Source organism: Microbacterium shaanxiense (genome assembly GCF_054779995.1).
In genome coordinates this window covers 628,400-639,427 of the sequence record NZ_BAAGXE010000001.1, presented here as the reverse complement: position 1 = coordinate 639,427, position 11,028 = coordinate 628,400, and the positions used below count along the sequence as shown (strand labels likewise).

The 11,028-nt window shown below is 66.7% G+C and carries 11 protein-coding genes and 1 tRNA gene; 6 read left to right on the top strand and 6 right to left on the bottom strand.

The window, feature by feature from the left end; genetic code table 11:
- The first annotated feature begins 105 nt into the window (after positions 1-105).
- Positions 106-1,158: a YhjD/YihY/BrkB family envelope integrity protein gene (locus ACYVG2_RS02940; protein ID WP_460779608.1), complete on the top strand. Its 1,053-nt coding sequence runs from the start codon at positions 106-108 to the stop codon at positions 1,156-1,158.
- On the opposite strand, the gene ACYVG2_RS02935 is transcribed toward ACYVG2_RS02940, so the two are convergent.
- Both ACYVG2_RS02935 and argS read right to left on the bottom strand, forming a co-directional pair.
- Complete coding sequence (locus ACYVG2_RS02935) at positions 1,155-1,991, bottom strand: LmeA family phospholipid-binding protein (RefSeq protein WP_460779606.1); 837 nt, start codon at positions 1,989-1,991, stop codon at positions 1,155-1,157. The genes ACYVG2_RS02940 and ACYVG2_RS02935 overlap by 4 nt on opposite strands.
- Before the next feature lie 31 nt (positions 1,992-2,022).
- On the bottom strand, positions 2,023-3,687 hold the full coding sequence (argS, locus tag ACYVG2_RS02930) for an arginine--tRNA ligase (protein ID WP_460779605.1): 1,665 nt from the start codon (positions 3,685-3,687) through the stop codon (positions 2,023-2,025).
- Positions 3,688-3,758: 71 nt separating this feature from the next.
- Between argS and ACYVG2_RS02925 the strand changes: the two genes are divergently transcribed.
- Positions 3,759-4,550, top strand: a complete 792-nt coding sequence (locus tag ACYVG2_RS02925) for an SGNH/GDSL hydrolase family protein (protein ID WP_460779604.1) — start codon at positions 3,759-3,761, stop codon at positions 4,548-4,550.
- A 71-nt stretch (positions 4,551-4,621) separates the two neighbouring features.
- Here the strand turns inward: ACYVG2_RS02925 and ACYVG2_RS02920 are convergent.
- Positions 4,622-4,694 (bottom strand) — tRNA-Arg (locus ACYVG2_RS02920).
- Between the two features lie 263 nt (positions 4,695-4,957).
- On the opposite strand from ACYVG2_RS02920, the gene ACYVG2_RS02915 reads away from it, so the two are divergent.
- The 4 genes from ACYVG2_RS02915 to ACYVG2_RS02900 all read left to right on the top strand — a co-directional run bounded on the left by ACYVG2_RS02915 (position 4,958) and on the right by ACYVG2_RS02900 (position 9,036).
- Positions 4,958-6,247, top strand: coding sequence for a hypothetical protein (locus ACYVG2_RS02915; protein WP_460779603.1), 1,290 nt, complete (start codon positions 4,958-4,960; stop codon positions 6,245-6,247).
- Positions 6,244-6,789 carry a hypothetical protein gene (locus tag ACYVG2_RS02910; protein WP_460779602.1) on the top strand — a complete coding sequence of 182 codons (546 nt, stop codon included), beginning with the start codon at positions 6,244-6,246 and terminating at the stop codon, positions 6,787-6,789. Before ACYVG2_RS02915 ends, ACYVG2_RS02910 begins: the two co-directional genes overlap by 4 nt.
- 97 nt (positions 6,790-6,886) lie before the next feature.
- Positions 6,887-8,311 (top strand): threonine synthase, encoded by a 1,425-nt coding sequence (thrC, locus tag ACYVG2_RS02905; RefSeq protein ID WP_460779601.1) that lies wholly within the window; start codon positions 6,887-6,889, stop codon positions 8,309-8,311.
- Positions 8,312-8,415: 104 nt separating this feature from the next.
- The gene (locus ACYVG2_RS02900; RefSeq protein ID WP_460779600.1) at positions 8,416-9,036 is read left to right on the top strand and encodes a GyrI-like domain-containing protein; all 621 of its coding nucleotides are present in this window, start codon (positions 8,416-8,418) and stop codon (positions 9,034-9,036) included.
- 6 nt (positions 9,037-9,042) lie between these two features.
- Here ACYVG2_RS02900 and ACYVG2_RS02895 read toward each other — a convergent pair whose 3' ends face one another.
- From ACYVG2_RS02895 to trmB, 3 genes are read right to left on the bottom strand one after another with little or no spacing between them, the layout of a single operon-like run.
- Positions 9,043-9,435, bottom strand: a complete 393-nt coding sequence (locus ACYVG2_RS02895; protein WP_460779599.1) for a DUF1304 domain-containing protein — start codon at positions 9,433-9,435, stop codon at positions 9,043-9,045.
- 25 nt (positions 9,436-9,460) lie between these two features.
- Positions 9,461-10,288 (bottom strand): CPBP family glutamic-type intramembrane protease, encoded by an 828-nt coding sequence (locus tag ACYVG2_RS02890; protein ID WP_460779598.1) that lies wholly within the window; start codon positions 10,286-10,288, stop codon positions 9,461-9,463.
- On the bottom strand, positions 10,285-11,010 hold the full coding sequence (gene trmB / locus ACYVG2_RS02885) for a tRNA (guanosine(46)-N7)-methyltransferase TrmB (RefSeq protein ID WP_448965260.1): 726 nt from the start codon (positions 11,008-11,010) through the stop codon (positions 10,285-10,287). The genes ACYVG2_RS02890 and trmB overlap by 4 nt, the downstream gene beginning before the upstream one ends.
- Positions 11,011-11,028: the final 18 nt, after the last annotated feature.

Genomic DNA, 11,028 nt, shown 5'->3' with positions numbered 1-11,028 from the left:
GATCACGCCATGCGAGGCTGCCCCCGATTCTAAGGCAATGACCACGCGCCACCCGTACGCGCAAGCCCCTCGCAGACTCAGATCACGATTCATTACGGTGAAGGCATGAGCACTTCGCGAACCGATGACCCGGTGCACGAGAAGAAGTCGGGCGGCATCGCCGGACTGGTCAGGACCGTGACCGCATGGATACTTGCGAGAAAGATCGCACGTGCCGCGCTGCTCTACTCGGAGCGGCGCGGCCCGATGCTCGCCGACAGCGTCACGTACCGCGCACTGTTCAGCGTCTTCGCGGGGCTCCTGCTCGGATTCTCGATCGCCGCGATCTGGCTCGCGGGCAACGACGAGGCGTGGGCTGCGATCATCGCGGCGATCGACTCCGCAATCCCCGGTCTCGTCGGCGAAGGCGGCGTCGTCGAAGACCCTTCGACCATCGATGCGGTGGGCGGGCTGTCGGTCGCCGGGATCATCTCGCTCGTCGCGCTGATCGGCGCGGCGCTCGGCGCGATCGGATCCCTGCGCACGGCGGTGCGCACGATCGCGGGAGCGGTCCTCGACGACGTGTTCTGGCTCTGGGTCGTGCTGCGCAATCTCGCTCTCGCGATCGGCATCGGGCTGTCTTTCCTCGTCGCAGCGGCGGTGACATTCGTCGCCCGCATCGGTCTCGGCTTCGTGAGCGATCTCCTCGGAATGCCGTCGGATGCCGTGGCCTCGGTCTGGGGAATCAGGATCGTGTCGCTTCTCGTCGTCTTCGCGCTGGACGCGCTGCTCATCTACGGCGTGTTCCGGATGCTGTCGGGCCAGCGGGTCTCGGCCAGGGTCATCTGGCCCGGCGCGCTGCTCGGTGGCCTGGGGCTTCTCGTGCTCCAGGAGCTGTCGAGCCTGTTCGTCGGGGGTGCGACCTCGAACCCGCTGCTCGCGTCGTTCGCGTCGCTGCTGGCGCTGCTGATCTGGCTGAACCTCAGCGCACAGGTCATGCTGATCGCGTGCGCGTACATCGTGACGGGAGCCGAGGAGGAGCATGACCGCGTCTCGGCCACGGAGGGCGCCCGAACATTCGCACAGCGACGGGTGAGGCGTGCTCAGCAGGACGTGCGCATCGCGACCGATGCTCTCCGCGCCGCTGAGAAGGCTGAGGCCGCGGAACGAGGTGCCTAGGGGCAGACGCCGTTCTCCTGCAACGACTCGTCCGTCACGATCGCGCCGTCGACCTGGACGTCGACGACGACCTCGTCTCCCTCCACGGCGAGGCCGGTCATGGTGAGTCCAGCAGGAAGCTGATCGGCGATGCAGATGCGCTGCGTCTGCGTCAACTGTTCGGCGAACGATCCGAACCGGTCGGCGATCTGCTGGGCATCCAGTGTGGTCCCCGCGACCTGCAGCGAGACCGGAGTGAGCAGCAGCTCGCCGGATTCTGCACCGGGGGTGACTGTCAGCGCGAGCGGCAGGGAGATGCCGAACACGGCGAGGTTGCCCGACACCGTGACGTCGGGCTCCGCGAACACGACCGAATCGATCGGCAGCTCGGATGCCGCGATGAGAGGGGTGAACTGTTCGCCGTCGAGTCGCACGGTGCCCCGCGCGTCGGTGAGGTCTCCACCGCGCAACGGGATCCCCGTTGCTGTGACGTCGGCGGCACCGGTCACACCGCCGATCGTGACGGAGTCAGTGGTGAGGTGCAGCTCGTCGAGCCGACCGCCGATCAGCTGCGGCAGGAGGATGCCGGATGCGTCGACGTCGAGCTGCTGGTCGGCCGGGAGTTCGAGCTGCTCGATGACGATCCCCCGCACGATGCCGGGAAGGACCGCGCGGGCGATGAACTCCGCGGCGATGACGAGCACGGCGAGCACGACCACGACCACGAGAAGGACCCACGGCCAGCGAGCGCCTCGACGCTTCGGAGTCGCAGAGGCGGCATCTCTCGGGAGGGCCAGTGTCGGATGCTCTGTGGAGCGATCCGGATAGGGCCGCGTGGGATTGTCATCACTCATGGCACCATCCTGCCTGCTGCGGCGACGCGCGTCACATGCGTTCGGGGGCGGACACGCCGAGCAGGCCCAGTCCGTTTCGCAGCACCTGCCCGGTGGCGTCGTTGAGCCACAGTCGCGTGCGGTGCACACTCTCGATCGGGGCATCGCTCAGCGGCGTGACACGGCAGTTGTCGTACCAGCGGTGGTAAAGACCGGCGAGCTCCTCGAGATAGCGGGCCACGCGATGCGGTTCGCGAACCTGCGCGGAGAAGGCGACGATGCGGGGGAACTCCTGCAGCGCGCCGAGGAGCGCGGACTCCGTCTCATGCGTCAGCGTCTCAGGCGCGAACTCCGAGCGATCGACGCCGGAGTCGGCGGCGTTGCGACCGACGTTGTGCGTACGGGCGTGCGCGTACTGCACGTAGAAGACGGGGTTGTCGTTCGTGCGCTTCTGCAACAGCTCCGGGTCGAGATCGAGCGGCGAGTCCGCAGGAGAGCGCTCCAACGAGTACCGCAGAGCGTCGGTGCCGAGCCACTCGAGCAGGTCGTCCATCTCGATGATGTTGCCCGCGCGCTTCGACAGCCGCGCGCCGTTGATCGACACCATCTGCCCGATCAGGACCTCGACGTTCTTCTGCGGGTCCTGGCCTGCGGCCCCCGCGATCGCCTTGAGGCGATGCACGTAGCCGTGGTGATCAGCGCCCAGCAGGTAGATCTTGTGCTCGAAACCGCGGTCGCCCTTGTTGAGGTAGTACGCGGCATCGGCGGCGAAGTACGTGTACTCGCCGTTGGAGCGGCGGATCACACGGTCCTTGTCGTCGCCGAAGTCGGTCGTGCGGACCCAGACGGCGCCATCCTCGTCGAACACGTGGCCCTGTTCTCGGAGGCGGTCCACCGCCTGATCGATGAGGCTGGTGCCGGCGGCATCCTTCGCATGGAGCGTGCGCTCGGAGAACCAGACGTCGAAGGGCACGTTGAAGCGCTCGAGGGAGCTCTTGATCTCGGCGAGCTGGAACTCGTAGGCGAGGTCCTCGGCGACGGTGAGCTGCTCGGCATCGGACAGTTCGAGCAGATCGGGGCGCGCCTCGACCACGCGCGCGGCGAGCATGCCGATGTACTGGCCCGGGTACCCGCCCTCGGGGGTCGGCTCGCCCTTCGCCGCAGCGATGATCGAGCTCGCGAAGCGCTGCATCTGCGCGCCGGCATCGTTGATGTAGTACTCGCGGATCGCGTTCGCGCCGCTCGCGAGCAGCAGGCGGACGATCGAGTCGCCGAGAGCCGCCCACCGAGTGTGGGCGATGTGCAGCGGCCCTGTGGGATTCGCCGACACGAACTCGACGTTGACGCTGACGCCGGCCTGCGAGTCGTTCGTGCCGTACGCGGCACCCGCATCGACGATCGTCTTGGCGAGAACGCCCGCGGCGGCGGCATCCAGTCGGAAGTTGATGAATCCCGGACCGGCGACCTCTGCGCTCTTCACACCCTCGACCGCGACGATCTCATCGGCGATGCGCTGGGCGAGCTCGCGGGGGTTCGTCCCGAGCTTCTTCGCGAGCCGCATCGCGATGTTGGACGCCCAGTCGCCGTGGTCGCGGTTGCGGGGGCGCTCCAGCGCGATGTCGGCGACATCGAGACCCAGCGCCTCGTCGGGTCGCAGGGACGCGGCGATCGGCGAGACGACGGCGAGGAGGGCTTCGGCGAGAGTGTCGGGGTTCATATCCCGTCAAGTCTACGGCGCGTCGCACCCCGGAATTTTCCGTTCGAGCCGTCGTCGCTTACCCTCTTGCCATGGCTTCGGGGAGGATACGGCGGGGCGCCCGCACGACGGTGCTGTTCGTCGCGCTCGCGGCCGCCGTCACAGCGGTCGTCCTCGGTGTGTGGCGACCGTGGGTTCCTGCGCCGGCGGAGTCGGCGATCGTCGCCTCAGAGGAGGTCGTCAGCGTGGCTCCCGCACCGCTCGCACTGCCCGAGCATCCGAGTGTTCTGGTCTTCGGAGACTCGTGGACCTACGGCTCAGCCGCCAGCGATCCCACGCTCGGGTACGCCTACCTGCTGTCGGACCTGCTCGACGGCGACACGACGGTGGACGGGGTGCGCGGAAGCGGATATCTGAAGCCGGGCGTCGACGGTCCCACGTTCGGGGAGCGGATCGCCTCGCTCGATCCGGCGCTCGATCCCGACCTCGTGCTCATCCAGGGGTCCATCAATGATCGGGCCTCCGGTGTCGCGGGGTATCGCGAAGCCGTGACGGCGGCGTGGGATGCGCTGTCCGCGATGTACCCCGACGCCACGATCGTCGTGCTCGGCCCTGCGCCGCATCAGCTGCCGGTGGGCGACGCGACGGCGCGCATCGATCACGATCTCGCGGCACTGGCCGGCGGACGGGGCTGGTGGTACATCTCCCCCGTGCAAGAGGAATGGATCAACGATCAGAACTACTTCGATGTGATCGATGTCGACCTCGGCAACCGACATCCGTCCACTGACGGTCACCGTTACCTCGCCGAGAAGGTCGCCGCGGCGCTGGCCGAACTCGCAGCCGCTCCGGTGACCGAGGCCGGCGAGGCGGGACAGCAGTGATCGACGGTCACCCGTCCGACGGATAGACGCAGGAAGGGCCATCCAATGGCGGATGGCCCTTCTGTCGTACGTGCCCCCGACAGGAGTCGAACCTGCGACCTACGGTACCGGAAACCGGCGCTCTATCCACTGAGCTACGGAGGCGTACCGAACGACGATATCACTGGTCGAGGGCCAGCGATTCACCCGCCCGCCGACACGACGTTGCGGAGCTCCACCACAAGCACAGGAGGCGCGGACGCTTGACTGGCCGGAGCCGAGGCTATGGGCATCACCGCTCACCTGTACACAGGGATCAGCGATCTACGGCGAGCGCTCCGATCGCAAGGCATCCTGTGATCGGGAGCGCCCACCCACCGAGGAGCATGGCTGATATCCGACCGGACGGAATCCCGACGGAATGAGGCATGGTCATGGAGTGGGTGATGCAGCACTGGTGGCTCGCTCTAATCGCGCTCGGGCTCGTGTGGAGTGTGGCCGCGATCGTCATCGACAACCGGGAGCACGCGCTTAGAACCGGGGCGTTGCCGCCCTTGGACCTCGTGCCCCGGGCGGCGACCGTGACCTCCATGAGGATCGCGCCGCAGAAGATGCTCCGATTCTTCACTCGGAACAGGAGCGGCGAAACCGGTGACCTCTGGCAGATCGAGGTTCAGTACGCGGATGCCGGCCGCAGAACCCGCACGGAGCATGTGGCCGATCTCATCCACGAGGGTGAACTCGCCCGCTTCCCGATCGGCACGACTCTCCAGGTGTACGGGTTCATACACCCCCAGGGTCGCTGTCTCCTCACGGAAGCACACGATGATGTGGCACGTCGCGGCTACAACCTCGACGGGGTGCGAATGAGGACCGATCGACAGGTGTGGCCGCCCCGGACGGGATCGCCGCTGCTCGGGGTCATGGAGTTCGCCGAATCCGATGAACATACGCCGACCCGTCGCAGGTCCTGGCCCGGCGACCCTTCCTCGGCATGGGAGACAGCCGGCAGTGCATCCGAACGACTTGCGCGCCCCACGGCTCCGCCTGCGGTGTCCGCAGAGCGAGTGGCCCGATGGGCGAGTCTGGATCTGTCAGATGATGATGCGGACAAGTACCTGGCACCGATCGTCCTGGTGGGTCTGCCTCTCGGCGCCGCAGCGCTTCTGCTCCACTGGACGCTCACCGACTCGCCTGACGGAGGGATGTGGATCCTGTGGGTGGCTGTGGGAGTGTGGCTGACGATCGGAACCGCATTGCTGATCCGCGTGCGGCTCTCTCCCCCTCTGCCAGATGACGCTGAACGTGCCGTGTGGATCGCAGAGCACGGCATCCCATGCGAGATCTATGGTTCTCCTTTCGCCCACAGCAACGGAGAGTTCTCGGATACTCCCGGCCTGATCCTGATCGACCACAGGACGACAGACGCGCAGTCCACCCGAATCGTGGCGGCGTACCGGCAGTGGTTGCGTCGCAACGACACCTACCAGGAGCTGCAGCACGGCAGGCTGCGCACACACGGCATCCTGGCTTCGGAGGAGATCTTCGGCCTTGAAGCGAAAGGCGGCTACTTCGCGGAGGGCGGGTTCGACCATGACGGCTGGGCACTGTTGGCGCCGTCGCAAGGCACCCACGCAGAAGATGAGTGGTGGCGCTCGGCAACGCTCACCCCGATGCTGCGGGATCCGGCTCCGCCTCGGCAGAGGAGCCGTCGATGACCGGGCGCCCCTCGATGCGCCTGTCGATGCTCCCCGCCCCTCAAAGCGGGTGGGTCCGAACCCTTCTGCCCCTCGCTGTCGTGTTCGTGTTGTGGGTGGTCATCGCCTTCACTGTGTCGGGGCTGGCCATCCCGCTCATGGATCCCGAGTGCTACTCGGATATCGGCGATCGGATCTGCCCGCGCGATGAGAACCGGGACCCCGGTCTGACCCACCTCTACAAGTCCCGTTGGCCGGCTGCTGATGAGCCGTCTGTGGGGCTCCTCCTGCTCGTGGCAGCCGGGCTCGCCGCAGCGCTGCACCGGTTCTTCCTGCGTGCGTGGGATCCGTGGCCGGCGCAGAGCTACAGCGGCGTGCACATCGCGATGGTCAGTGGCATGCTCGGGGCCGGTCTCGGGCTGGTCCTCGGCGGTGCCGGATACACCGATCTGAGGATGCTGCTCGGCGTCACAGGTGTCGGAATCCTCGTCGGTGCTCTGGGTGGCCTCGGCATCCGCACAGTCGTCCGCGGCCTCCGTGACGACGCCGAGGGAGCGACCTGAGCACGTCCACGTCATCCGGAACAGTCATGATCGCCCCACGCTCTACGATGGAACCGACGTTCCGACACCCATCACCAGCACAATCGAGGTTCGAGACTTGCAGTACATCTCCACGCGCGGCGGCACACTCGGACAGTTCAGCGACGTCCTCCTCGAGGGGCTCGCCCCCAATGGCGGTCTCGCCGTCCCAGAGACGCTGCCTCACCTCAGCGCGGACGACCTCGAGCGACTGCGCCCGCTGAGTTATCCAGAACTCGCCACGGAGATCATCGGCCTGTTCGCCACAGACATCCCGCGCGAAGACCTCGCCCGCCTCACCGCTGCGGCGTACGGCGACGGGAAGTTCGCCGCCGAGGAGATCGTTCCGCTGAGCGAGATCGGCGAGGGCATGACACTCGTCGGTCTCTCTGAAGGCCCCACTCTGGCCTTCAAGGACATGGCGATGCAGTTCCTCGGCGAGGCGCTGGAGTATGTGCTGGAGAAGAACGACAGGGTGCTGAACGTGCTCGGCGCGACCTCGGGCGACACCGGCTCCGCCGCAGAGCACGCCCTCCGCGGCCGTGACCGCGTCTCGATCTTCATGCTCTCCCCGCAGGGCCGGATGAGCGCATTCCAGCGTGCACAGATGTACTCGTTGCAGGACGAGAACGTGCACAACATCGCCGTCGAGGGCGTCTTCGATGATTGCCAGAACCTCGTCAAGCGCCTGGCGACCGACCTCGACTTCAAGCGCGCCCACAGCCTCGGCGCCGTCAACTCCATCAACTTCGGGCGCATCTCGGCGCAGATCGCCTATTACGTATGGGCATGGCTGCGCGTCACCGACGCGGTGGCCGACAGCGAGCGGGCGCAGTTCGAGGTTTCCTTCGCCGTACCATCGGGCAACTTCGGCAACATCCTCTCCGGCCATTACGCGAAGAGCATGGGCGTGCCGATCCGCAGACTGGTGCTCGCGTCGAACGAGAACAACGTGCTCGACGAGTTCTTCCGCACCGGTCACTACCGGCCGCGCAACGCCGAGAACACCCTGGCGACTTCGAGCCCCTCGATGGACGTCTCGCGCGCCTCGAACCTCGAGCGGTTCGTCTTCGACCTTCTCGGTCGCGACCCCGAGCGCACTGCCGCGGCCTGGCACGAGCTCGAGGAGCGCGATGAGATCGACCTCTCCGGCGAGCTGAACAGGTTCGAGTCGGAGTTCGGGATCGTCAGCGGCACGAGCACGCACGAAGACCGCATCGCGACGATCCGTGAGTTCTCGGCGAACAGCGGTGTGGTCCTCGACCCGCACACCGCGGACGGTGCCAAGGTGGCCGGAGCTCACGTCGAAGCCGGCATCCCGATGCTCGTTCTCGAGACCGCCAAGCCCGCCAAGTTCGCAGACTTCATCATCGAGGCGCTCGGAACCACAGTCGCACCCGATGCCGCCACTCAGGCGATGCTCGATGCTCCGCCGCGCGTGACCGAGATGCCGCACGACGAGCAGCAGCTGCGCGCCTACATCAGCGAGCGCGCCCTGCGCTGACCCTCAGCCGGAAGGAGGAAAACGCATCTTCCGCGCGCTCGGAGCATGCGTTTTCGTCCTTTCGACCGGTCAGGAGCGCGATTCGAGAGCCCTATTCTCGGAGCATGGGCGACAAGACCGACTTCAAGAAGACGATCGACGCGTACCGCGCTCGCAAGGGCCGATTCGACATCATCGACGTGCCAGAGCTGAAGTACCTCATGATCGACGGGCACGGCGACCCGAACACCGCCCCTGAGTTCACCACCGCCGTCGAGGCGCTCTACCCGCTCGCGTACGCACTGAAGTTCACCAGCAAGCGCGAGCTCGACCGCGACTACACGGTCATGCCGCTCGAGGGGCTGTGGTGGGCGGACGACCATGCGGCGTTCACCGCCGCTCGCGACAAGTCGCAGTGGGACTGGACGCTGATGATCATGCAGCCAGAGTGGATCGATCACGAGCTGTTCGCGGATGCCGTCGCCACCGCCGCCGCGAAGAACCAGGAAACTCGGGTGCATGACGTGCGCTTCGGCTCATATGTCGAGGGACCATGCGTGCAGACGCTGCACGTCGGGGCGTTCGACGACGAGGCCCCGCTGCTCGCCGAGATGCACGACGTGTTCATCCCGCAGAACGGTCTGCGGATGACCGGCAAGCACCACGAGATCTACTTCAGCGATCCGCGCAAGGGCGATCCGGCCAGACGTCGCACGATCCTCCGTCAGCCGGTCGCCGTCGCCTGAGACCGATCAGTTCACGGCGACGGCGATCGCGGTGACGACGATCGCCAGCAGCGGCAGCCCACCCTGCATCGCGGCAGACTTCGCCAACTTCGGGTTCGACAGCACCAGCACGAGCGCAGCCGCGAGCATCATCCCGGTACCCGCGAACACGAGGGTGAGACCGATCGTCGTCAGGCCCGAGAGCAGGAGCGCGATCCCGAGCAGCGTCGCGAGCGCGAGGAACAGGTTGTAGAAGCCCTGGTTGAACGCGAGCGGCTTCGTGGTCTCGGCATCCGCCTCACTGGCGATGCCGAAGATCTTGCGTGTCTCGGGCTCGGTCCACCTCAGGGATTCGAGCGCGAAGATGAAGACGTGGAAGGCGGCGGCAGCCGCCGCGAGGACCAGACCGAGTATGAGCATGGGCTGATTCTCCCACCCCGTCGCCTCAGATGAGGAAGATCGGCAGCAGACCCGGATTGTGCGCGTGCACGAGCACCGCGAAGACCACCGCGTCGAACAGCAGGTGGACGGTCACCACGTACGCCAGCGAGTGCGTCTTGAGGAAGATGTACCCCTGCAGCAGCGCGAACGGGATGGTCAGCAGAGGTCCCCACTCGCGATAGCCGAGCTCCCACAGGAATGACACGAAGACGATCATCTGCAGCACGTTCGCGAGCGCATCGGGGAAATGCCGGCGCAGCAGTGCGAACACCGTGCAGATGAAGAACAGCTCGTCCCAGATGCCCACCGCGCCCACGCCGACGAAGAGTCTGGCGATCAGCTCCGGGGTGTCGACGACCGGCCAGTTCAGATACACGCCGCTCGTGATGAAGTAGAACGGCAGGATCAGCCAACCGAGCACGAGCACCGCCACGAGCCAGCCCCACTGCAGGCGCCCCCACCGGCGGTGCGTGCGCCACGGGAAGCTGATCGCCCTGTCGCGATACACGAACCGCGAGATCACGTAAGGCACGGCCACCGCACCGCCCAGAGCGAGTGTGAATCGCAGCATCGCCATGTTGTCGAGTTCAGCGGCCAGCGGAATCACGCTGACGATCAGCAGGCCGAACGCGATCAGCGAGAGATCCCGGGTGAGCGAGGGGCCGGATGCCGTCGCGTCGCCCCGCTCGATCAGCCAGGCTCCACCGACACCGGCCGCGAGCAGCAGCCACCCCAGCCACGGCCACTGGATGACGAAGAACGCCGGTGCCGCGAGGCACACCAGGAGGGCGGGGGCGAGCTTCGACAACGCCGCGGCCGAGGCGGGCGTCATGCGCGCGTCTTGCGCCGGTACACGAGGTCGCGGATGTCGCGGCCCTTGGCGATCCCCTTGCGCTCGAAAGCCGTCATGACCCGTCCGTCGAAGCGATCCGCCCAGTCCCCCTCGAACGCGCGCTCGAACAGCGGTTCGGCATCCAGCACCTCGCGCATCTGCAACGCGTAGTCCTCCCAGTCGGTCGCGAGTCGCAGCAGACCACCGTCCGCCAGTGCGCGCGCTGCGGCGTCACCGAAGCCCTGGCGCACCAGCCGACGCTTGGTGTGACGCTTCTTGTGCCAGGGGTCGGGGAAGAAGATCCAGACCTCGGACACCGCCCCTTCCGGCACGTACGACGCGAGCACTTCGGGCGCATTGGCCTCGACGAGTCGAAGGTTCCGCACTCCCGCCTTGTCGGCATCGAGCATCGTGCGGGCCAGGCCCGCCCGGAAGACCTCGATGGCGAGGAAGTCGTCGTCCGGTCTTGAGGTGGCAGCCGAGATGATCGCGTGTCCCTGACCCGATCCGATCTCGACGAACAGGCGTGCATCCCGGCCGTATTCGATCGCAGGATCCATGCGTGCGTCGGCGTGGACGCTCGTGGAGGCGATCCCGCGCGGCACATCCAGCAGGTATCGCGGAGCGAGTTCTTCGAAAGCGCGGTCCTGTGCATCCGACATCCGCCCGCTCCGGCGTACGAACGAGACCGGTTCTTCACGGAAGACGGGGGTTTCGGGCATGCCTCGATCTTAACCGGC

Coding starts and splice junctions, on each gene's coding strand:
- trmB (WP_448965260.1), bottom strand. CDS start 11,010: ATGCCCGAAACCCCCGTCTTCCGTGAAGAACCGGTCTCGTTCGTACGC.
- ACYVG2_RS02910 (WP_460779602.1), top strand. CDS start 6,244: ATGACCGGGCGCCCCTCGATGCGCCTGTCGATGCTCCCCGCCCCTCAA.
- ACYVG2_RS02900 (WP_460779600.1), top strand. CDS start 8,416: ATGGGCGACAAGACCGACTTCAAGAAGACGATCGACGCGTACCGCGCT.
- ACYVG2_RS02925 (WP_460779604.1), top strand. CDS start 3,759: ATGGCTTCGGGGAGGATACGGCGGGGCGCCCGCACGACGGTGCTGTTC.
- argS (WP_460779605.1), bottom strand. CDS start 3,687: ATGAACCCCGACACTCTCGCCGAAGCCCTCCTCGCCGTCGTCTCGCCG.
- ACYVG2_RS02895 (WP_460779599.1), bottom strand. CDS start 9,435: ATGCTCATACTCGGTCTGGTCCTCGCGGCGGCTGCCGCCGCCTTCCAC.
- ACYVG2_RS02915 (WP_460779603.1), top strand. CDS start 4,958: ATGGTCATGGAGTGGGTGATGCAGCACTGGTGGCTCGCTCTAATCGCG.
- ACYVG2_RS02935 (WP_460779606.1), bottom strand. CDS start 1,991: ATGAGTGATGACAATCCCACGCGGCCCTATCCGGATCGCTCCACAGAG.
- ACYVG2_RS02940 (WP_460779608.1), top strand. CDS start 106: ATGAGCACTTCGCGAACCGATGACCCGGTGCACGAGAAGAAGTCGGGC.
- ACYVG2_RS02890 (WP_460779598.1), bottom strand. CDS start 10,288: ATGACGCCCGCCTCGGCCGCGGCGTTGTCGAAGCTCGCCCCCGCCCTC.